General features: G+C 71.9%; 20 protein-coding genes. 8 read left to right on the top strand and 12 right to left on the bottom strand.

The window, feature by feature from the left end; genetic code table 11:
* Positions 1-13 precede the first annotated feature (13 nt).
* A complete protein-coding gene (locus tag ACFWFI_RS18350; RefSeq protein ID WP_387391007.1) occupies positions 14-655 on the bottom strand; it encodes a nucleoside/nucleotide kinase family protein in 642 nt (213 codons plus the stop codon).
* A gap of 34 nt (positions 656-689) precedes the next feature.
* Here ACFWFI_RS18350 and ACFWFI_RS18345 point away from each other — a divergent pair, with 34 nt between their 5' ends.
* Positions 690-1,055 (top strand): nuclear transport factor 2 family protein, encoded by a 366-nt coding sequence (locus ACFWFI_RS18345; RefSeq protein ID WP_387391004.1) that lies wholly within the window; start codon positions 690-692, stop codon positions 1,053-1,055.
* A gap of 14 nt (positions 1,056-1,069) precedes the next feature.
* On the opposite strand, the gene ACFWFI_RS18340 is transcribed toward ACFWFI_RS18345, so the two are convergent.
* Together ACFWFI_RS18340 and ACFWFI_RS18335 are read right to left on the bottom strand one after the other, a co-directional pair.
* On the bottom strand, positions 1,070-1,600 hold the full coding sequence (locus ACFWFI_RS18340; RefSeq protein WP_387391002.1) for a cupin domain-containing protein: 531 nt from the start codon (positions 1,598-1,600) through the stop codon (positions 1,070-1,072).
* 64 nt (positions 1,601-1,664) lie between these two features.
* Positions 1,665-2,363, bottom strand: a complete 699-nt coding sequence (locus tag ACFWFI_RS18335; RefSeq protein WP_387390999.1) for a winged helix-turn-helix transcriptional regulator — start codon at positions 2,361-2,363, stop codon at positions 1,665-1,667.
* Positions 2,364-2,431: 68 nt separating this feature from the next.
* On the opposite strand from ACFWFI_RS18335, the gene ACFWFI_RS18330 reads away from it, so the two are divergent.
* From ACFWFI_RS18330 to ACFWFI_RS18310, 5 genes are all read left to right on the top strand, one after another.
* Positions 2,432-3,643, top strand: a complete 1,212-nt coding sequence (locus ACFWFI_RS18330) for a pyridoxal phosphate-dependent aminotransferase (protein ID WP_387390996.1) — start codon at positions 2,432-2,434, stop codon at positions 3,641-3,643.
* Positions 3,640-4,263: a cysteine peptidase family C39 domain-containing protein gene (locus ACFWFI_RS18325; protein ID WP_387390993.1), complete on the top strand. Its 624-nt coding sequence runs from the start codon at positions 3,640-3,642 to the stop codon at positions 4,261-4,263. The genes ACFWFI_RS18330 and ACFWFI_RS18325 overlap by 4 nt, the downstream gene beginning before the upstream one ends.
* Before the next feature lie 118 nt (positions 4,264-4,381).
* A complete protein-coding gene (locus ACFWFI_RS18320) occupies positions 4,382-5,494 on the top strand; it encodes an ABC transporter substrate-binding protein (protein ID WP_387390991.1) in 1,113 nt (370 codons plus the stop codon).
* 100 nt (positions 5,495-5,594) lie between these two features.
* Complete coding sequence (locus tag ACFWFI_RS18315) at positions 5,595-5,897, top strand: hypothetical protein (RefSeq protein ID WP_387390989.1); 303 nt, start codon at positions 5,595-5,597, stop codon at positions 5,895-5,897.
* Between the two features lie 85 nt (positions 5,898-5,982).
* A complete protein-coding gene (locus ACFWFI_RS18310) occupies positions 5,983-6,612 on the top strand; it encodes a class I SAM-dependent methyltransferase (RefSeq protein WP_387390987.1) in 630 nt (209 codons plus the stop codon).
* 71 nt (positions 6,613-6,683) lie between these two features.
* Here ACFWFI_RS18310 and ACFWFI_RS18305 read toward each other — a convergent pair whose 3' ends face one another.
* The 3 genes from ACFWFI_RS18305 to ACFWFI_RS18295 all read right to left on the bottom strand — a co-directional run bounded on the left by ACFWFI_RS18305 (position 6,684) and on the right by ACFWFI_RS18295 (position 12,089).
* Positions 6,684-7,961, bottom strand: a complete 1,278-nt coding sequence (locus ACFWFI_RS18305) for an SWIM zinc finger family protein (protein WP_387390985.1) — start codon at positions 7,959-7,961, stop codon at positions 6,684-6,686.
* The gene (locus ACFWFI_RS18300; protein WP_387390983.1) at positions 7,958-10,888 is read right to left on the bottom strand and encodes a DEAD/DEAH box helicase; all 2,931 of its coding nucleotides are present in this window, start codon (positions 10,886-10,888) and stop codon (positions 7,958-7,960) included. Before ACFWFI_RS18300 ends, ACFWFI_RS18305 begins: the two co-directional genes overlap by 4 nt.
* A gap of 121 nt (positions 10,889-11,009) precedes the next feature.
* On the bottom strand, positions 11,010-12,089 hold the full coding sequence (locus ACFWFI_RS18295) for a slipin family protein (RefSeq protein WP_387391034.1): 1,080 nt from the start codon (positions 12,087-12,089) through the stop codon (positions 11,010-11,012).
* Between the two features lie 218 nt (positions 12,090-12,307).
* Between ACFWFI_RS18295 and ACFWFI_RS18290 the strand changes: the two genes are divergently transcribed.
* Complete coding sequence (locus ACFWFI_RS18290) at positions 12,308-12,664, top strand: hypothetical protein (RefSeq protein WP_387390981.1); 357 nt, start codon at positions 12,308-12,310, stop codon at positions 12,662-12,664.
* A gap of 50 nt (positions 12,665-12,714) precedes the next feature.
* Here ACFWFI_RS18290 and ACFWFI_RS18285 read toward each other — a convergent pair whose 3' ends face one another.
* Positions 12,715-13,419 (bottom strand): class I SAM-dependent methyltransferase, encoded by a 705-nt coding sequence (locus tag ACFWFI_RS18285; protein ID WP_387390978.1) that lies wholly within the window; start codon positions 13,417-13,419, stop codon positions 12,715-12,717.
* 37 nt (positions 13,420-13,456) lie between these two features.
* Positions 13,457-14,605 (bottom strand): ADP-ribosylglycohydrolase family protein, encoded by a 1,149-nt coding sequence (locus ACFWFI_RS18280; protein ID WP_387390975.1) that lies wholly within the window; start codon positions 14,603-14,605, stop codon positions 13,457-13,459.
* On the opposite strand from ACFWFI_RS18280, the gene ACFWFI_RS18275 reads away from it, so the two are divergent.
* Positions 14,560-14,997 carry a DUF6343 family protein gene (locus ACFWFI_RS18275; RefSeq protein WP_387390973.1) on the top strand — a complete coding sequence of 146 codons (438 nt, stop codon included), beginning with the start codon at positions 14,560-14,562 and terminating at the stop codon, positions 14,995-14,997. The genes ACFWFI_RS18280 and ACFWFI_RS18275 overlap by 46 nt on opposite strands.
* Positions 14,998-15,022: 25 nt before the next feature.
* Here ACFWFI_RS18275 and ACFWFI_RS18270 read toward each other — a convergent pair whose 3' ends face one another.
* The 4 genes from ACFWFI_RS18270 to ACFWFI_RS18255 form a co-directional block, all read right to left on the bottom strand.
* Positions 15,023-15,391 (bottom strand): tetratricopeptide repeat protein, encoded by a 369-nt coding sequence (locus ACFWFI_RS18270; protein ID WP_387390970.1) that lies wholly within the window; start codon positions 15,389-15,391, stop codon positions 15,023-15,025.
* A gap of 136 nt (positions 15,392-15,527) precedes the next feature.
* The gene (gene coaE, locus ACFWFI_RS18265) at positions 15,528-16,130 is read right to left on the bottom strand and encodes a dephospho-CoA kinase (protein ID WP_387390967.1); all 603 of its coding nucleotides are present in this window, start codon (positions 16,128-16,130) and stop codon (positions 15,528-15,530) included.
* A gap of 43 nt (positions 16,131-16,173) precedes the next feature.
* Positions 16,174-17,112: a PAC2 family protein gene (locus tag ACFWFI_RS18260; protein ID WP_387390965.1), complete on the bottom strand. Its 939-nt coding sequence runs from the start codon at positions 17,110-17,112 to the stop codon at positions 16,174-16,176.
* Between the two features lie 81 nt (positions 17,113-17,193).
* Positions 17,194-18,717, bottom strand: a complete 1,524-nt coding sequence (locus ACFWFI_RS18255) for a flavin monoamine oxidase family protein (protein ID WP_387391032.1) — start codon at positions 18,715-18,717, stop codon at positions 17,194-17,196.
* Positions 18,718-19,156 lie beyond the last annotated feature (439 nt).

The raw sequence follows: 19,156 nt of genomic DNA, 5'->3' as shown, positions 1-19,156 counted from the left end.
GCGCCTTCGGGGCTTAGCCACCCAGCCCGGTCCAGGCGGGGTGGTGCGGGTCGTCGGCGCGTACGACCGCGTCCGCGCGTTCGGCCGGGGCGACCTCGTCCTCGTACCGCGCGAAGGCGGGCAGCGTCCACCGCTCGTTCTCCGCGGTACGCCGGCGCAGCGCGCCCGGTGAGAGGCTCAGATGCACTCCGAGGTCGAACGGGAACCACTGTCCGAGGAGCAGTGGCCCGTGCAGGATCAGCACCCCGCCCTCGGGAAGCACCTGGTACGGGCTGCGGGTCGCCCGGTCCGTATCGGGGTTCCAGAGATCGGGCAGAACCCGTCCGCTGCCGCCCGCCTCGAGCGGGCGGAACACCTCGCGCCACAGCGCCCCGGTGTCGAACCAGCTGTCGGCGTACGAGTCCGGGTCCTCCTTTCCGTATTCGTAGCGCAGGCTGGCCGGTCGCAGGAAGCCGCCCGTGGAGACGGTGAGCACCGGGCGCCCGCGGGCGCGGAGCGCCTCGGCGATTTGGGCGGCGGGCTCTTCGGGACGGGCGGCGGGAGCGCCGTCGACGCCGATCCTCAGCCAGGACCCGCCGTCGGCCGGTTCGAGTCCGTCGGCGTGGGCGGCGAGGGTGCGGGCCAGCCGTTCCCAGGTGATGGGTTCAAATTGCACGCATCCATCATCGCCCTGCTGCATCATGATCCGCATGGACCTCGCCTTCGCCCGTCGCTTCGCCACTCAGTGGCAGGAGGACTGGAACTCCCATGACCTGGACCGGATCCTCGCGCACTACCACGAGGACGTGACCTTCGGCTCACCCATGATCGCCCGGCTGACGGACGACCCCGCCGGCACCGTGCACGGCAAGGCCGCCCTGCGCGCGTACTGGGCAGCGGGGCTGGAACGGATCCCGGACCTGGAGTTCGAGGTGATGGACGTACGGGCGGGCGTCGACGCGCTGGTGATCGACTACCGCAACCAGATCGGCGGCCGGGTGTACGAGGTGCTGACCTTCCGGGACGGCCTGGTCGTGGCGGGCTTCGGCGCGTACGGCGAGACGCCCGCCAACTGACCGGGTCCTTCGCCCTACTTCGCCGCCGGGCAGTCAACCGCGTCGGCGTCGTCGGAGAGTGCGCTGCCCTCGGGGAGCAGGTACGTCACCCAGAGCACGACGGGTTCCGTCCCGAGGTTGCGTCCGATGTGCCTGTGGTCGGCACCGGACGGTTCGATGAAGGACGTCCCCGCGGGTGTCACCTCGACCGAGCAGTCGTCGAGGGTCCGGGTGAGCGTCCCGGACTTGACGACGGCGATGAGCTGCCCGCTGTGGGTGTGCCAGCCCGTGGAGCCGCCGGGCGCCACGGTGATCTCGCGGAAGGTCACGTCGGTGCGGCCCTTCGGGGCCTTCACCTTGAGCTTGCCCTGGGACGTGCCCTCGGCGACGACCGTGCCGCTCACCCCGCTGCCGGGCGTGGCGACGGCCGCCGCCGGCACGAGGCCCAGCGCGGCCACGCAGACGCCCACGAGCAGGACCTTGCGCAGCGCCCCCTGCTTCCTCGCGCCCCTTACGCCGCTCCCGCTCTCTCCGCTCTTCGCACCGACCACGCCGTCGAACCCCATGACCGACTCCTCATCATCCGCCCGATGAACACGCCTACGCTATCGGCGAGTTGGGCGTAATGCGTCAGGTGCGCGGGTATTGACCGCCACGGAGTTCACCGGCGAGCGGCCCGTCGCCGAGCACCTCCACCCGGCCCTCCTCGACGGTCTCCGCGAGGGTGCTCTCACCGCGCCCGAGCGCGAGAACGGCCTCCGCGTCCAGTACGAGGCAGGCGTCCGGGTGGTCGGCGGGACCGTATCCGTACACCTCGCCTCCCGTCGCTTCCGCACCTGTGCGGATGTGGAACTCGCCCTCCGGGAGCCTCACTTCGACCACACCGCCGCGAGTGAGGCCGTCCAGCGCCCGTAGCAGCGGCAGGGCGAACCAGTGGGCCCTGACCGCGTCCGTGGGGCGGCGCTCGTCGAGCGCGGGCGCGCCCCACTGTGCGAGCGCGGTGAGGACCGGGAGAAGCCCGCGGCCGCGCTCGGTCAGTTCGTAGACCGCGGCGGCCGCGGGGGGCGGCAGCCGGCGGCGCACTGCCAGGCCGCCCTGCTCCATGTCCTTGAGCCGGGAGGCCAGCACGTCCGTGCTGACTCCGGGCAGATCGGCGTGCAGGTCCGTGTAGCGGCGGGGACCGGCCAGCAGTTCACGGACGATCAGCAGGGTCCACCGGTCGCCGACGGAGTCGAGGGCGCGGGCGGTGGCGCAGAACTGGTCGTAGCTCCGACGGCGGGCGGGGCGTGCGGGCTGCTGCTGACGTGGCATGCGACGCAGTCTAGACATGTTGTTGGACTTTCCAAGCTCAAGCTTGGTAAAACCAAGTATCGCAATTCACGTCGGGGAGGCACGCCATGGAGTTCCGGCAGTCCAGCAAGCTCAACGAGGTCTGTTACGAGATCCGGGGCCCGGTCATCGAGCAGGCCAACGCCCTTGAGGAGGCGGGCCACAGCGTGCTCCGCCTCAACACGGGCAATCCGGCGCTCTTCGGCTTCGAGGCGCCGGAGGAGATCGTCCAGGACATGATCCGGATGCTCCCCCAGGCACACGGCTACACCGACTCGCGCGGCATCCTGTCCGCGCGCCGCGCCGTCGCGCAGCGCTACCAGGCGATGGGGCTGGCCGATGTCGACGTGGACGACATCTTCCTCGGCAACGGGGTCTCCGAGCTGATCTCCATGGCCGTGCAAGGGCTCCTGGAGGACGGCGACGAGATCCTGATCCCGAGCCCCGACTATCCGCTGTGGACCGCGGTCACCACGCTCGCGGGCGGGAAGGCCGTGCACTACACCTGCGACGAAGGGGCGGACTGGAACCCCGACCTCGCCGACATGGCCTCGAAGATCACCGACCGCACCCGGGCCATGGTGATCATCAACCCGAACAACCCGACGGGCGCCGTCTACTCCCGCGAAGTCCTCGACGGCATGCTCGACCTGGCGCGCAGGCACGGGCTGATGGTGTTCGCCGACGAGATCTACGACCAGATCCTGTACGACGACGCCGAGCACCACAGCGTGGCGGTACTGGCTCCCGATCTGCTCTGCCTCACCTTCAGCGGGCTGTCCAAAACGTACCGCGTCGCGGGATTCCGCTCGGGCTGGATGGTGGTGTCGGGCCCGCAGCAGCACGCCCGCAGCTATCTGGAGGGGCTCACCATGCTCGCCTCCATGCGGCTCTGCCCCAACGCCCCGGCGCAGTACGCGATCCAGGCGGCGCTAGGCGGAAGGCAGTCGATCCGGGATCTCGTCGCCCCCGGAGGCAGGCTCCACGAGCAGCGTGACCGGGCCTGGGAACGGCTGAACGAGATCCCCGGGGTGTCGTGCGTGAAGCCGAAGGGCGCGTTGTACGCCTTCCCGCGCATCGACCCGAAGGTCCACAACATCGTCGACGACGAACGGTTCGTCCTGGATCTGCTGCTGCGGGAGAAGATCCAGGTGGTGCAGGGCACCGGCTTCAACTGGCCGCGCCCGGACCACTTCCGCATCCTCACTCTTCCGCACGCCGACGACCTGGACGCCGCCATCAGCCGCATCGGCCGCTTCCTGAACGGATACCGCCAGTGACCTGCCGGACCTGCGGGGTTCCCGTACTCACCCAGTTCGCCTCACCGGATCTGGTGGGCGCGATCGTGGAAGACGGCCTCGACCCGGCCGAGGACCCCCGCTGGGCGGACTCGGGCGCCGTGTCACCGGCCGAGTACGCGCGCTGGTCAGGTCATCTGTGCGGTATGACCTGCCTGCGTATGGCCCTCGGCCCAGGGGCACCGTCCCTGTTCGCCCTGCGGGACCACGCGTTGAAGTACGACGCCTACACCGACGCCGACGGGGTGATCAAGGGGCTGGTCTACGCCCCCTTCGCCCGGTACGTGTCCGAGGTCCACGGCCTCGACGCGGTCGTCCACCGCCACCTCTCCCCCGCCGGAATCCTGGACCTGCTGGACGAGGGCCGGAGGGTGATGGCCTCCGTGCACTTCGGGATCCGGCACCCGGAACAGCCGGCTCCGGGACGTGGTGGTCATCTGGTGCTGCTGACCTCCCGGACCGCGGACGGTGCCGGTGTCCACTTCCACAACCCGTCGGGTACGACGGCCACGACGCGCGCGGCCGACCTGCCGTCGGCGGTCTTCGAGCGGTTCTTCGCAGGCCGGGGCGTCTCCCTGCCCGGCGGTGCGCAGGCCGGCTGACGGCAGGGCACGGAGGGCGGGAGCCGCCCTCCCCGGTTCGGCCACCCACGGGACCGCGAACGCCGGTTCAGAGGCACGGGCACCACCACGACCGCACGCTTGCGGAGGACGACAGCTCATGACCACACCGCCCCCGCCCGCCGGCACGGAGCGCCCCGGCGCAGCAGCCGTCCGGATCGGCGCTCTCGTGCCGCTGACCCCGCCCGGCTGGACCGAGGCGGGCAGGCACCTGCTCGCCGGGCTCGAACTGGCCGTCGACGAGGTCAACGAGGCCGGCGGTATCGGCGGAAGGCCGCTGGAGCTGACGGTCCGGGACACCGCGGCCGATCCGCACAGAGCCGTGGCGGCTGTGGAGGAACTGGCCGGTCTGGGCGTGACCGTGCTGGCCGGGGAGTACCACAGCGTCGTCGCTCGCGCAGCCGCCACCAGGGCCGACGCCCTCGGGGTGCCGTTCCTCTGCTCGTCGGCGGTTCTCGACGCGCTCACCGAGGAGCCGACGGAACGGGTCGCGCGCCTGGCCCCGGCGCAGTCCCACGGCTGGCGGCTGTACGCGGACTTCCTCCTCGGCGCGGGTCACCGCCGGATCGCCGTGGCGGCCGAGCCGAGCGTCTACTGGGCGTCCGGGGCCGGCATCCTGCGGGACCGCCTCGCTCCGCGCGGCGGCACGGTAACCGAACTCGACATGCGCGAACTCACCCCGGCCGCGGTGTGCGACGAGCTCGCCGGCAACGGTGCGACGGCCCTCCTCCTTCTGGTGGGCAGCCCGGAACCGGCGGTGTCGATCGTCAGGTCCGTCCGCCGCGACCGGCGGCTCTCCGAGGTCCTGATCGGTGCTCCGGCGGGGCAACCGGAGTTCGGGTCCTGGGCGACTTCGCTGGGCCACGACGGTGCCGCGGTCCCGTTCCTGCGTTACATGCCCGAGCGCCTCGGCCCCCTCGGCGTACGGGTGGGGAAAGCTCTTCGCGAACGGCTGGCCGAAGCTCCCTCCTTCGTCGCCTTCGAGGGCTACGACACCGTCTCCGTCCTCGCCGGCGTATTGCGTTCGCACGGCACGGACAGGGCGCACCTCGCCGGGGCCTGGCCGAGCGTCTCGGTCGAAGGCACCCGCGGCCGGATCCGGTTCTCCCGCGCGCCGGGCATCGGTGTCCGGCAGTGGGTCTGGGCGCCGGTCCAGGTCGTCGACCGGGATCCGGCGGAACCGGGGCGCTTCCGGGTCCTCCACGCCGGCTGAGGCCGGATGTCCGGCCGCCGGGCCGGAGCCGGTGCGGTAATGTTCCGCCGCCGACCACCGGCGGGCAGCGAGGACACCGACGAACGGGAGCAGCCGTCCCATGGGTTCAGCGATACGCCACTTCACCGCCGGCCGCGCGGACGGACAGGTGTTCACGGTCAACATCGAGCGCGACTTCCGGTACGACCCGTACCGCGACTTCCTCGTCTGCGCGCACTGCGACTGGTCTCCGTCACTGCTGACGACGCGCAGGCTGGCCGACATGGCCGGGGAACACCTGGCCGCCGCGCACGGCGCCGACCGCGGACTGGCGGACCGGGAGAACGAATCCTTCCGCAAGGCGCGTTGGGTGGTGCTCCCGCTGTGCGTGGTCCTCGTCGTCGTGCTGTTGATGTCGCTCTAGGCGGTCCGCCAGAAGGTGACGGGCAGTCAATCAGCTGGTGCCGGAGAGCAGCCGCGCACGTGCGCGGGGTGTTAGCTTCTTCGCCGTGATGGAACACCAGGACGGTACGCGGGCGGCCTACGACGGGGTCGTCGAGCTGTACGCATCGATGTTCGCCGACCGGCTGGAGACGCGTCCGTTCGCGCGGGCCATGCTCAGCACCTTCGCCGAGCTCGTGCGCGGGACGGAAAACCTGCGGACGGCCGATGTCGGCTGTGGTCCCGGACATCTGACGGCCATGCTGCACGACCTGGGCCTGGACGCCTCCGGGTTCGACCTCTCCCCGGGCATGGTCGACCACGCCCGGCGGGCCCATCCGGCACTGCGGTTCGACGAGGCGCGGATGGAGGCCCTGCCGGTCGAGGACCGCACGCTCGGCGGCCTGATGTCCCATTACTCGATGATCCACACCCCGCCCGGGGAATTGCCCGCTCTGCTCACCGAGCAGGTGCGTGTCCTGGCGCAGGGTGGCCTGCTCCTGGTCTCGTTCTTCGCGACCGACGGACCGGAGCCGGTCCGCTTCGACCACAAGGTGGCACCGGCCTACAGCTGGCCGGTGGACCGGTTCGCCGAGTTGCTGGCCGGAGCCGGGCTCGACCCGTTCGCCCGGCTCGTCCACGACCCGGCCTCCGAACGGGGCTTCCTCGAAGCGCACCTGCTGGCCCGCCGCCCCTGAAGCCTTCCGTCCGGCCGGGAGCCCGTCGCGTGATCACCGGCCGGACACCGATCACGGGGGCGGCTCGGGTGTCAGCCCCGCAGGGCTGTGAGCGCGGCGACCGGGTCGGGGTCCGGCGTCGCCCGGGGCCACCAGTCGTCCTCGCCGGGGTCGGACTCGTAGCCGTACCAGCGGCTGTCGTGGCCGAAGCGGAGCTGAAGGGTGCCCCTGGCGTTGGTCAGATGGTTGCGCCAGGGCTGGAAGCGTGGGAACTCGCCCGCGGCCAGGGCGGGGCGCGCCCGGTCGAACGGGCCGGCCGGCGGGTCCCACGGGGTTTCCAGCACCTCCAGTCCCTCCGCGCCGCCCTGCCGCCAGGCGGCGACGGCCCGGGCCAGGTCCGTCGTGCTGCGGCCGGTGGCGAAGGCCAGCTCGCGGTAGAGCGCCCGGGTCGTGGCGGTGAGCCCGGCGGTGGGGCGGGACGCGGCGATCCGTACGGCGTCCTGCCAGGTGCTGAGCCCGGCGAGCGGGTCGTCCCCGGTGATGAGCAGCGCATGGGCGCGTGCCGCCGCGTCCGTGGCGAGGTGGTCGAGGCCGAGCGGGTCGCGGGCGCCGGGCAGTTCCGGGTAGGACGGGGGCTCACCGGGATACGGGGGCACGGGCAGGGGTGCGGGCAGCGGCGGCAGGAAGCGGTGGGCCAGGGCGTCGGAGGCCGCGACCGAGGGCATGGCGGCCGTCTCGGGGCGCTCGCGCGCGGAGTGCTCGGCGTTGCGGCGGCCCAGTTCGTCGAGGAGCTCACGCTCGCCCCGGCCCCGCATCAGCAGCAGCACGAAGGGGTCGCTGTCCAGGAGCCGAGCCGTCTGGTAGCAGAGCGCCGCCACGTGCTTGCAGGGCCAGCCCCGGTCGGGGCAAGAGCAGTCCGGGTCCAGATCCCCGGCGGCGGGCAGCAGCCGGATACCGGTCTCTCCCGCCGTGTCGACCAGGGAGTGCGGCATCTCCTTGTCGAGGAGCGCGGACAGATGCCCCGGCCGGACCGCGACGGCGTCCAGGAACGTGTCCCAGTCGGATGCCGAGAACGTTCGCAGGCGCAGCTCCGCGCGGTAGGGACGGGGGCGGCTGCCGTGGACGTAGGCAATGACCCGGCCGGGGGTGACGGTGACCGCGGCGACATGGCCTCCGTCCGCGTACGCACGGCCGCGGGCGAGACGCCCCTCGTCCATCGACAGGGATTCCAGGGCCTCCACCCAGGCCCGGCCCCACCAGGTGTCCGCGAAGGGTCCTTCGGCGTCGGAGGCACGGGCGGGCACCGCCTCGAAGGTGCGCCGCAGGTCATCCGGGCCCGGGCGGGCCGCGGGGCCGCCACCCGGGCTCATGGCGTCCTCCGGAGCGAGACGAGGTCGGCCAGGTCGCGGTCGTTGAGCTCGGTCAGGGCCGTCTCGCCCGAACCGAGCACCGCGTCGGCGAGTGCGCGCTTGGACTCCAGCAGTTCGCTGATCCGGTCCTCGACGGTGCCCTCGGCGATCAGCCGGTGCACCTGCACGGGCTGGGTCTGGCCGATGCGGTACGCACGGTCGGTGGCCTGCTCCTCGACCGCCGGGTTCCACCACCGGTCGTAGTGGATGACATGGGCGGCCCGGGTGAGGTTCAGTCCCGTGCCGGCGGCCTTGAGGGAGAGCAGGAAGACGGGGACCTCGCCGGACTGGAAGCCGTCCACCATCCGCTCCCGCTCGGGCACCGGCGTACCGCCGTGCAGCAGCTGGGAGGGGATGGCGCGGGAGGCGAGGTGGGCGGAGAGGAGCCGGGCCATCGACACGTACTGGGTGAAGATCAGGACGGAGCCGTCCTCGGACAGGATGGTGTCGAGCAGTTCGTCGAGCAGGGCGAGCTTGCCGGAGCGTCCCGTGAGCCGGGTCGGCTCCTCCTTCAGATACTGCGCGGGATGGTTGCAGATCTGCTTGAGCGAACCCAGCAGCTTCATGATCAGTCCGCGCCGTGCGATGCCCTCCGACTGCTCGATGAACGCCATCGTCTCGCGGACGGCCGCCTCGTAGAGCGTGGCCTGCTCCCGGGTGAGGAAGACCGGGTGGTCGGTCTCCGTCTTGGGCGGCAGCTCGGGCGCGATGCCCGGGTCGGACTTCTTGCGGCGCAGCAGGAAGGGTCGGACCAGCCGGGAGAGCCGCTCGACCGCGTCCTCGTTGCCCAGGCCGGCGGCGGTGCCGGTGTTCTCGACGATCCTGGCGTGCCGGGAGCGGAACGCCTTGAGCGGACCGAGCAGGCCGGGGGTGGTCCAGTCGAGCAGCGCCCACAGCTCGGAGAGGTTGTTCTCGACGGGGGTACCGGTCAGGGCGACGCGGGCCGGGGCGGGAATGGTCCGCAGCGCCTTGGCCGTCGAGGAATGCGGATTCTTCACGTGCTGTGCCTCGTCGGCGACGACCAGTCCCCAGGTGTGCCCGGCGAGCTGCTCCGCACCGGAGCGCATCGTGCCGTAGGTGGTGAGGACGAAGCCGCCGTCGGTGCCGTCGAGGGTGCGGTCGGTGCCGTGGAAGCGGCGCACGGGGACGCCGGGGGCGAAGCGGTTGATCTCGCGGTGCCAGTTGCCGAGGAGGGAGGCGGGACAGACGACCAGGGTGGGGGCGGTGTGGGCGCGGTGCAGATGGAGGGCGATGACGGTGATCGTCTTGCCCAGGCCCATGTCGTCGGCGAGACAGCCGCCGAGACCGAGCGAGGTCATGCGGTCCAGCCAGGCGAGACCGCGGAGTTGGTAGTCGCGGAGGGTGGCGTCGAGACCGGGCGGAGCCGGGAGGGTGGCGTCCTCGTCCAGGATGCGTGCCCGGAGTGCCGCGAGGGCTCCGGCCGGCACGGCTTCGACCTGTTCGCCGTCGACCTCGGCGCTGCCGGTGAGGGCGACGGCGAGCGCGTCCACCGGGTCCAGGAGGCCGAGCTCCCGCTTGCGTGCCTTGCGGACGAGTGAGGGATCCACGACGACCCACTGGTCGCGCAGCCGCACCACCGGCCGGTGCGCCTCGGCCAGGGTGTCCATCTCCGCCTCGGTGAGCTGGTCGTCGCCCAGGGACAGCTGCCAGTTGAACGCGAAGAGCTGTTCGGCGTCGAAGAAGGAGGTGCCGTCGGTCGCCGAACCCGGCGCGGGCCGGACGACGGCCGCCGCGGTGAGCGAGCGCGCGAGCTCCCGGGGCCAGTGGAGGGCCACCCCCGCCGCCGCGAGCCGCGCTCCGGCGGGGCCGATCAGCTCGTACAGCTCGTCCTCGGTGACGGCGAGCACGTCGGGGACGGGCTGGTCCAGCAGCCGCTCCAGCGGCGGCCAGACGCGGGCGGCGCGGCGCAGTGCGAGCACGGCGTCGATCCGGGCCCTCGGCCCGAAGGGCTCGCCCGCGCCGCCGCTCCACAGCGTGGCCGCGTCGGTCACGTAGGTCGGATCGGCCAGGCTGTGCACCTGGGTGATGGCGGCGGCGGCGTGGCGCGTGGCGGCCGGAGCCCCGGGCGCCTCCTCGTCCCCGGCCGCGCCGACGGTGCCGCCGGACGTGTCGAACAGGTCGTACGCGGAGAGGTCGAGCCGGAGCGAGATGCGCACTCCGGCGTCGAGTCCGGCGGCCACCTCGACGGCCCAGGCCCGGGCGTCCGGCAGATGCTGTGCCTCGCGTGCGGCGAACGGAGCTCCCATGGCGTGGGCGGCGGCGGGCGTCCGCGGCAGGGCGTCGGCGACGGCGTCGAGGAAGGCGCCGAGCAGCGCACGGGGGTCGGGGACGCGCAGAGGTGTGCCGTCCAGCGGGACGGGGTGTCCCTCGGGCGGCATCGAGGCGGCGACGGCCCGCAGATGAGCGATGTCCTCCGCGTCACGCGGTCCGGCCCGCCAGGCGTCGTGGCCGTCGGCCGTCAGTCCGGGCAGGAGCCTGCCGCGCGCCACGAGGGTGAGGGCGTGCAGGGCCGCCGCGCCCCACGCGCGGGTGGCGGGGTGGGCGACGGCGCGGTGCCGGGCACGCGCGAGCAGAGGCACCGCGTCCGCGACGGGAAGCGCCACGGCGGGCACGGTGCGGGTGCTGACACCGCCGGTGCCGTCCCGGCCGACGACCGTGAGCTCGGTGAGGGTGTACGCCGGCCCGGTGCCGGGAGGCACCGCGTCGGAAACGTCGCCGGCGAGGACCGTGTCCGGGGCGGTGGGGTGCGCGGTCCCTTCGGGGTCCCAGAAGGCGATCAGGCCGTCCCGGGGCAGCGCTGCCGGGAGGAAGACCGCGGCGCACCGCAAAAGCCGGTCGGCGGTGACGTCCTGCGTCTGCCGCGTCATGTCCACCACCCCCTCCGGCCCGGTCCGGTTTCGCTTCTCCTGTCCTGGCGAGTCTAGGCGGGGGGTGTGACAGCGCCCGCCCCGGCCGTGTTTCCACAGGTGGAGCGGGCGGACAACCGTGTCAGTGACGGGAGAAGGGCTTGCTGCGGGGATGGTCGGACGGCTGTTCCGGACCGAACTCCGGAAGCGCCTCCGGGTCGAACTCCGGCAACCCGTCCGGGCCCGGCCCCGACGGGTTGCCGTCCGGGTCCGGCCCCGCACCCGTGAGAGGTGCGTCCGGGAGCGGCTGGTCCGTGAAGGTCTTTGCCGCGACCGAGGGGTCCACGACGGCGGGATCCACGAGCGACGACGGATCCACGACGGCCGGGTCCCCGGGCCGGTCCGGAGCCGGCTGCTCGGGCGCGTCCTGCGACTGCCCGGCGCCGACGGGCGGCTGCGGCCCCTGCTGCGCGCGCTCGAGGAAGCGGAGCAGCTCCACCGGGAAGGGCAGGACCAGCGTGGAGTTCTTCTCCGCAGCGACCGCGACGACCGTCTGCAGGAGTCGCAGCTGCAGTGCCGCCGGCTGGGTCGACATCTGCTCCGCCGCCTGGGCGAGCTTCTTCGACGCCTGCAGCTCCGCGTCGGCGTTGATGACCCGCGCGCGCCGTTCACGGTCGGCCTCGGCCTGCCGGGCCATGGACCGCTTCATCGTCTCCGGCAGCGACACGTCCTTGATCTCGACCCGGTCGATCTGTACACCCCAGCCGACCGACGGGCTGTCGATCATCAGTTCCAGTCCTTGGTTCAGCTTCTCCCGGTTGGAAAGCAGATCGTCCAGGTCGCTCTTACCGATGATCGACCGGAGGGAGGTCTGCGCCATCTGCGAGACCGCGAACCGGTAGTCCTCCACCGCGATCACCGCGCTCGCCGGGTCCACCACCTTGAAGTAGATGACGGCGTCCACCCGCACCGTGACGTTGTCGCGCGTGATCCCGTCCTGTGCGGGCACGGGCATCGTCACGATCTGCATGTTCACCTTACGGAGCCGGTCGACGCCCGGGACGATCATGGTGAAGCCCGGGGAACGCACCTCGTCGTGGAGCCTTCCGAGCCGGAGCACCACGCCCCGTTCGTACTGCTTGACCACCCGGGCCGCGGCCATGGCGTACAACAGGCCGCCCGAGAGCACCGCCACCAATGCGATCAACAGATCCTGGACCATCACGGCCCCCTGCCTACCGGATGCGTTCCCGCATCCACCCATCACGCCCTATTAACACCATATGCCCGATCTGCCGCCCTCGAACCTCCGTCCGGGTGTCAGTGGCCCCGGCCGGCCGCGCACCGGATGCCGGCCGTCGGCCGGCCGGGCAGGGTGGCCAGCGCCAGCACGTCTCTGTGACGTACCGATGAGCCGGACGAGCAGACGAGGACCCGCCCATGTCCGTCACCGCGCCCCCCGCCCTTCTCCGCCGACGTACCGGCATCGCCGCCGGTTCGGCCCTGCTCGTCCTGGCCGTCACGGGTTGCTCCGGCCTCGGGCGTACGGCGGTCGGACCCGTCAGCTACACCACCGGCAAGGACGAGGTCGTCAGCGTGAACAGCCCGTCGGTGAAGGGCTGCCACAAGATGGCGCCCGACGGTGCGCGCAAGGTCGACAACCGGACGATGATCGACATGATCCTGTACACCACCCGCGACTGCAGCGGCCGTGGAACCGCCTATGTGGCCACCACGTTCACCGACGCCAACGCGGCACGCGCCCTGCCCTGGCGCAGCTACCGGTTCGTTCACTGAGCCGGACGACGGACGCTCCGGCCGGCAGCCCGGCGAGGGCGATGTCGGAATCAGGGCTTTCGGGGGCGGGCCAGTACCCAGACACCGTCCGGGGTGAGATAGCGGTCGAGGGTGAGCCCGGCCTCCTCCAGATACGCCTCGAAACGCTCGACGGACAGCTCGCGCGACCGGAAGGTCTGGGTCCACCTGGCGTCCTCGAAGACGTACTCCGCTCGCACCTCGTCCACCCCGTCGCCGACGGGCTCCGCCGAGACGATCCGTATGGTGCAGCCCGCGGCCCGGTCCTCCCGCTCCCGGGGCAGATCGGAGTGGTAGCCGGCGCCCTCCCGCTGGATGAGGACGGCGCCGTCGTCCTTCACGTACCTACGGCAGGTGCCGAGCAGTCCCTCCCTGACCCGGTGATCGCTCGTGTGCACCAGGAACGACCCGAGCACGACCGCGTCGAACCGCTCCTCGCCGAGGTCCAGCGCCTCGATGGGGCTGCGGACGGTGCGGGCTCCACGGACGCGCTCCAGCATCTGCGCCGACTCGTCCACCGCGGTCACGTCGAAGCCCAGGCCGACCAGAGGGTGCGTCACCCGGCCCGCTCCGCAGCCCAGTTCGAGCAGGCTCGCACCCGGCGGCAGCACCGAGCCGATCACCTCCGGTTCGCTGCCGGCGGACAGGCGTGCGTAGAGCTCGACCGCGCAGCCGTCCGGTGTGATCGAGCCGGGCCCGGTCCCCGTGTGTCCCTCACGTACCAGTTGTCCGCTCATACCAGCCAGAACGTACAGACGCCGGGGCGCGTTCCCGTCAGTACTGCGGGTAGCGGCCGTCGGGCCAGGACACCGGCTGCTCCAGCTCCATGCAGAGATCGTCGGCGAGTTCGGCGATCACGGACCGGCCCTCGGTGAGGGCCAGCCACGAGGCGGGCAGCCGTACGTCGCCGTGGTGCGCGCCGAGCAGATTGCCGCAGACCGAGCCGGTGGAGTCGCTGTCGCCGGAGTGGTTGACGGAGAGCAGCAGCGCCTCGGCGACGTCGTCGGCGCCCGGGAGCACGAGCGCGCAGTACACGGCGACGGCGAGGGCTTCCTCGGCGACCCAGCCCGCTCCCAGTGACTCGACCCGCTCGGCGGTGGGCCGGCCCCGGTCCGCGAGATCGACCGCCGCGCGCAGCGCGGCCGTCGTCTCCTCGTGCCCGCGATGGCGGCCCAGCAGGTCCATGGCGCGCAGGACGGAACCCAGCGGCGAGTCGCCCTCCAGCAGATGCGTGACGATCGCGGCGAGCGCGCCCGCCGCGTAGGCCCCGGTGGGGTGGCCGTGGGTGATCAGCGCGCACCTGGCGGCCAGCGCGAAGGCCGTCCCCGCGTCCGCGCCCAGCAGCCCGAAGGGGGCCGACCTCATCACCGTGCCGCATCCCTTGGACTGCGGATTGACGGGGCCCGGCAGGGCGAGAGGCGCACCGGCGCCCGGGACATGGCCGGAAACCAGACCGGTGAGGCACGCGTTGCCGGGCGCGCGGCGCGCGTACAGCCAGGGCTGCTGCCTGAGCCAGCCGGTCCGTACGGGCTCGTCCCCGGCGCGCGGGGGCGGGGAGAGGTGGTTCTGGGTGTCGAGCCAGCGCAGGTAGGCATTGCGGACGAACTCGGCCTCCGCGCCTGGGATGCCCTTGGCGGAGGCCCGGGCATGGGCCCTGATCAGCCCTTCGACCGTGAAGAGCGTCATCTGGGTGTCGTCCGTGATCCGCCCGACGACCCCGTCGGGGTCCGGGACGGGGCCGCGTATGCCCCGCTCCCCGTGGTCGCGGCGGATGCCGTCCAGGGAGAGGAACTCGACCGGATTGCCCAGCGCGTCCCCGACGGCACCGCCCAGCAGCACGCCCCGGACCCTGGACCGGCGGGCGACGCCGGCGCCCCATGACGTCGTTCCCCGCGTCGTGTGCCCCTGCCCCGTCGTCGTCACAGCCCGCTCCCCGTCGTCCGCCCGTCGGTTTCCGTACGCCGCACCGCGGGGTCATGCTGGAGAAGAGGCGAATGGTGATGCGAACCGGAAGTGAACCGTCCACCGCACGCAGCCCCCTGCGGATGCGACTCTGGCTGAGTCTATGGGGCATGGTCTGGGCCGCGTTCGGGCTGGCGGCCTTCGTGGTGACCGGACGCGTCGGCTGGGCGACGGCCTGCGCCGTACTGCTGGTGGTCACGGTCACGGACCTGTGCTTCATCGTCCGGCATCTGCGGCAGGGCCCGCACTATCAGCCGGGCCGGGACATCCCGCCGTACGAACCGGACCGGGGCGGGCGGGACGTCCGTCCGTACGAAGCCGACCGGGGCGAGCGGGGCCGGTTCGGCCGGTGAGTCCGCCCGCGCCCATCGGCACGTGTCAGGAGCGGTCCTCGAAGCGGGCGGCCTGAAGGTACTCCGGCTTCGGGTCGAGCGCGGCGGCCAGCCGGAAGTGGCGGGTGGCCTGTTCGGGCCGACCGGCGCGCTGGAAGGTGCGGGCCAGCGCGAAGTGCGCGAAGGCGTTGTCCGGCTCTCGCTCCAGGACCAGCTCGAACTCAAGCTCGGCCGGGCGCAGTTGGGCGGCGGCGAAGAAGGCCCGGGCACGCAGCAGCCGGGCGGCCGTGTTCTCCGGGTGGGCGGCTATCACCGAGTCGAGCAGCTTGACCGCACCACGCGGATCCCGCGCGGCGAGCAGCTGCTCCGCGGCGCGGAAGTCGATGACATGCGTTTCCGGGTTCTTCTCGGGCACGCCCCTATCCTTCCCCTCGTTCTCCGGTCTTCAACATCCGGCCAGGGGTGCGTATTCCGGCCGGACACCGGACACCCGGGGCACGCGTCCGGCCGGACACCGGACACCCGGGGCACGCGTCCGGCCGGACACCGGATCAGCCGGTGGCAGCGCGCGCGGTGAGCTCCGACCAGACCGTGCGGACCTGGGGTTCCAGGTCCTCCAGCGGACCGTCGTTGTCGACGACGAGGTCGGCGACGGCCAGCCTCTCCTCGCGTGTGGCCTGCGTCGACATCCGGGCGCGGGCATCGGACTCCGTCATGCCACGAAGCCGTACGAGCCGGTCGAGCTGGGTGTCGGGCTCGGCGTCGACGACCACGACCAGGTCGTAGAGCGGGGCGAGGCCGTTCTCCGTGAGCAGCGGAACGTCGTGGACCACGACCGCGCCGTCCCCGGCGGCCCGCTCCAGCTCCGCGGAACGCGCCCCTACGAGCGGGTGGACGATGGCGTTGAGCGTCGCCAGGCGTGCGGGATCGGCGAAAACGATCGAACCGAGCGCCGGCCGGTTCAGGGAGCCGTCCTGGCCCAGGATTCCGGGGCCGAAGGCCTCCACGACGGCCGTGAGCCCTGGAGTGCCGGGCTCGACGACCTCACGGGCGATCCGGTCGGCGTCGATCACTACGGCTCCGTAGCTCGCGAGCAGCCGTGACACTTCGCTCTTGCCGGCGCCGATCCCGCCGGTCAGGCCCACTTTCAGCATGCGCCGAGCCTAGCCTCCGGCCGGGGAGCGGCCGGAGGTCCCCTCAGGAATCGCCCTCGCGTTCCGCGAGGAAGCGTTCGAATTCACGGCCGATCTCGTCCGCGGACGGCAGGTCGGCCGGCTCCGCGACGAGGTTGCCCCGGGTCTCGGACCCCGCGAGCGCGTCGTACTGGTGCTCCAGTCCCTCGACGAGCGAGACGAGCTCCTCGTCGCCCTGGCCGACCTGCCGGTCGATCTCGGTCTGGGTCCGGTGCGCCTCCGTGCGCAGCGTGTGCGCGATGCTCGGCAGGACCAGTCCGGTCGCCGCGGTGATCGCCTCCAGGGCGGTGAGCGCGGCGTCCGGGTAGGAGGAGCGGGCTACGTAGTGGGGCACATGGGCGGCCACACCGAGGACGTCGTGCCCGGCCTCCATCAGCCGGTACTCGACGAGCGCCTCGGCGGAACCGGGTACCTGGGCCTCGTCGAAGGGGCTTCGGTGTCCCGGCATCAGGTCGGTGCGGTTGCCGTGCGGGGTGAGGCCGACGGGACGGGTGTGCGGGACGCCCATGGGGATGCCGTGGAAACTGACCGCGAGGCGGACACCTAGCCGCTCGACGACCTGTTCCACCGCGGCGGCGAACCGCTCCCACTCGACGTCGGGCTCCGGTCCTGAGAGGAGCAGGAAGGGGGCCCCCGTGGCGTCCTGGACGACCTTCAGCTCGAGGGTGGGCGATTCGAACGACGTCCACCGGTCGCGCTTGAAGGTCAGCAGCGGGCGGCGCGCCCGGTAGTCGACGAGCCGGTCGTGGTCGAAGCGGACCACGGTCTGGTGCGGCAGCGTCTCGAGCAGGCCGTCGACGATCTGCTCGCCCGTCTCGCCCGCGTCGATGTATCCGTCGAAGTGGTAGAGCATGACCAGGCCGGCCGACTCCTGGGCGAGCGCCATGTCGACGACGGCCAGGCCCTTCGGCTCCCATTCGTACAAACTCTGCGGATCAGGCACGGTTACCGCTCCTCCTCGTGTTCCTGGACAAGAACACCCCGCCCGGCCAGGGCATTCCCGCCCGCACCCTTTCCCTCGCGATTACGCGAGGACACGGCTGTGCAGCGCCGTCACCGCCTTCCGTGCCGAGGTGAACGCTCCGTGCTGCCAGGCGTCGGTGTGGCTGAGGTAGTCACCGGCGAAGTACACATGCCCGGCCGGGCTGTTGAGCGGCGCGAAGGCGGGGGCGTCGGGCCCGCCGGACAGGGAGTGCCAGGAGGCCTCCAGGTACGGGGTCTGGCGCCAGTGGTGGGAGAACGAGGTGGCGAGTTCCGTACGGTACTTGTCGCCGTGGATCTTCACGCCCTGGGCGACGGCCCGCGCTTCCCTCTCCCCCGGTGCGAGGGCGGCGTACGCGTCCGCGTTGGAACCGGTGTTGTAGTAGCCGATGATGGTGCCGCGCTCGCCGAGGTGGCCGTAGGACGGGTACCAGATGTGGGACAGGTCCATGTCCGTCTCCGTGATGCCGCCGAAGATACGGTGGTCGCTCTCCCACCAGCGACTCCTGTACTCCAGCCCGATCTTGCCGGCCGAGGACGGCTTGCAGGCCTCCAGGGCGCTCTGGACGGCCGGGCCGAGGTTGTGCCCGGTCTTGGCCAGGATGTTGGGCGGCAGCGCGGCGATGCAGTAGTCCGCCTCGATGCGACGGGTGCGGCCGGCCTGGGTGTAGGTGACGGTGACGCCGTGGGCGGTGTCGGTGATGTCGGTGACGGCCGCCCCGGTGCGGACCTTCCGCTCGCCCACTGCCCGGGTGAGTGCCGCGGGTATCCGGTCCATGCCGCCGACCGGCTGGAACATCAGCATCGCCTGGTCGTACTCGAACTCGAAGGAGAAGTAGCGCCCGACGCCGCTGGAGAACACCTCGGACGCGGAGGGTACGGAGCCGAGTTCCTCACCCGGTGTTCCGGCGGCGGCCGGATCGACGCGGTAGCCGCGCCGCGGGCTGCCGGTGTAGTCGAGCGTGTCACCGATGTCGCCGAAGTCCTTGAGGAAGTCCAGGAGCCGTTCCTGGTCGTCGGCGGTGATCTGCCGGTCGAGTGCTCCCTTGTCGCTCGCCTTGGCGAGGAGCTCCGCGACGTAGCCGTACATGTCTGCCTTGGCCGTGCGGTAACGCACCGGCGCCTTCATGCCCGCCTTCTCGTTGAAGAGGTAGGCGTTGGCGTTCTCGTTGGTGAACACCTCGACGGGGACCCCGAGTTCGCGGCAGTAGTCGAGGGTGACCATCCACTGCGGGATCCGGCCGGGTCCGGCGTTCATGTACTGGCCCTCGCCGAAGCGGGCGGTCTGCTTGTTGCCGTAGGTGTCGGTGGTCGAATCGCCGCCCCGGACCGTGAAGTTGCGCCCGCCGGTACGGCCGCGGGCCTCCAGGACCGTACAGTCGTACCCCGCCTTGCCCAGCTCGTACGCGGCGGCGAGGCCTGCGATGCCTCCGCCCACGACGACGACCTTCGCCGCGGCCTTTCCCTTCAGCGAGAAGTCACCCCGGCTCGGCGCCTTGAAGGCCGGCTCGCGGCCGGCTGCCTGAGCGGTGGGGGCGAGTCCGAGCGCCCCCATGGTGGCGAACATGGCGCCCGCCCCGCCGGTGATGCCGACGCTGCGCAGAAAGCTTCGACGGCTGGCACCCGCCGCCACGGGAGAGTCCTGCGAGACGCGTGAGGTGTTCGACGTGTGTGTCATGCCCTGGCTCCCCTGGTGATCCCGACGTTGCGCGGATCCTGGCAAGCGGTTGTTACGGGCCGTCAGTTACTCGTGTATCCCACACGTTTCCTCTTCCCGGCGACGCCTGGAGCACATTGGTCCAGACCTTGACATGTCCACCCACCAGACCTGCCGTCACGGGCAGATTCAGAGCCTCGCCCCCCGACGGGAAGGCACCCCCATGCGCACCCGCATGCTGGGCAGGCTGCCGCACCACCGTGTACTCCACCGACACGGTCACCGACGGCAAGGGCCTGACGAACATCGCCGTGACGCCCTGAGTTCTCGCGTCCGGACACGAGTGAGG

This window comes from Streptomyces sp. NPDC060209 (genome assembly GCF_042728155.1).
GTDB lineage: Bacteria > Actinomycetota > Actinomycetes > Streptomycetales > Streptomycetaceae > Streptomyces.
Note: the sequence above shows the minus strand (reverse complement) of the source record. Positions and strands in the feature narration are given on the sequence as shown.

Bases quoted from the DNA above. Each gene is read 5' to 3' on its own strand.
- ACFWFI_RS18345 (WP_387391004.1), top strand. From the start codon at position 690: ATGGACCTCGCCTTCGCCCGTCGCTTCGCCACTCAGTGGCAGGAGGAC.
- ACFWFI_RS18340 (WP_387391002.1), bottom strand. From the start codon at position 1,600: ATGGGGTTCGACGGCGTGGTCGGTGCGAAGAGCGGAGAGAGCGGGAGC.
- ACFWFI_RS18335 (WP_387390999.1), bottom strand. From the start codon at position 2,363: ATGTCTAGACTGCGTCGCATGCCACGTCAGCAGCAGCCCGCACGCCCC.
- ACFWFI_RS18330 (WP_387390996.1), top strand. From the start codon at position 2,432: ATGGAGTTCCGGCAGTCCAGCAAGCTCAACGAGGTCTGTTACGAGATC.
- ACFWFI_RS18320 (WP_387390991.1), top strand. From the start codon at position 4,382: ATGACCACACCGCCCCCGCCCGCCGGCACGGAGCGCCCCGGCGCAGCA.
- ACFWFI_RS18315 (WP_387390989.1), top strand. From the start codon at position 5,595: ATGGGTTCAGCGATACGCCACTTCACCGCCGGCCGCGCGGACGGACAG.
- ACFWFI_RS18305 (WP_387390985.1), bottom strand. From the start codon at position 7,961: ATGAGCCCGGGTGGCGGCCCCGCGGCCCGCCCGGGCCCGGATGACCTG.
- ACFWFI_RS18300 (WP_387390983.1), bottom strand. From the start codon at position 10,888: ATGACGCGGCAGACGCAGGACGTCACCGCCGACCGGCTTTTGCGGTGC.
- ACFWFI_RS18295 (WP_387391034.1), bottom strand. From the start codon at position 12,089: ATGGTCCAGGATCTGTTGATCGCATTGGTGGCGGTGCTCTCGGGCGGC.
- ACFWFI_RS18290 (WP_387390981.1), top strand. From the start codon at position 12,308: ATGTCCGTCACCGCGCCCCCCGCCCTTCTCCGCCGACGTACCGGCATC.
- ACFWFI_RS18285 (WP_387390978.1), bottom strand. From the start codon at position 13,419: ATGAGCGGACAACTGGTACGTGAGGGACACACGGGGACCGGGCCCGGC.
- ACFWFI_RS18275 (WP_387390973.1), top strand. From the start codon at position 14,560: ATGACGTCGTTCCCCGCGTCGTGTGCCCCTGCCCCGTCGTCGTCACAG.
- coaE (WP_387390967.1), bottom strand. From the start codon at position 16,130: ATGCTGAAAGTGGGCCTGACCGGCGGGATCGGCGCCGGCAAGAGCGAA.
- ACFWFI_RS18255 (WP_387391032.1), bottom strand. From the start codon at position 18,717: ATGTTCGCCACCATGGGGGCGCTCGGACTCGCCCCCACCGCTCAGGCA.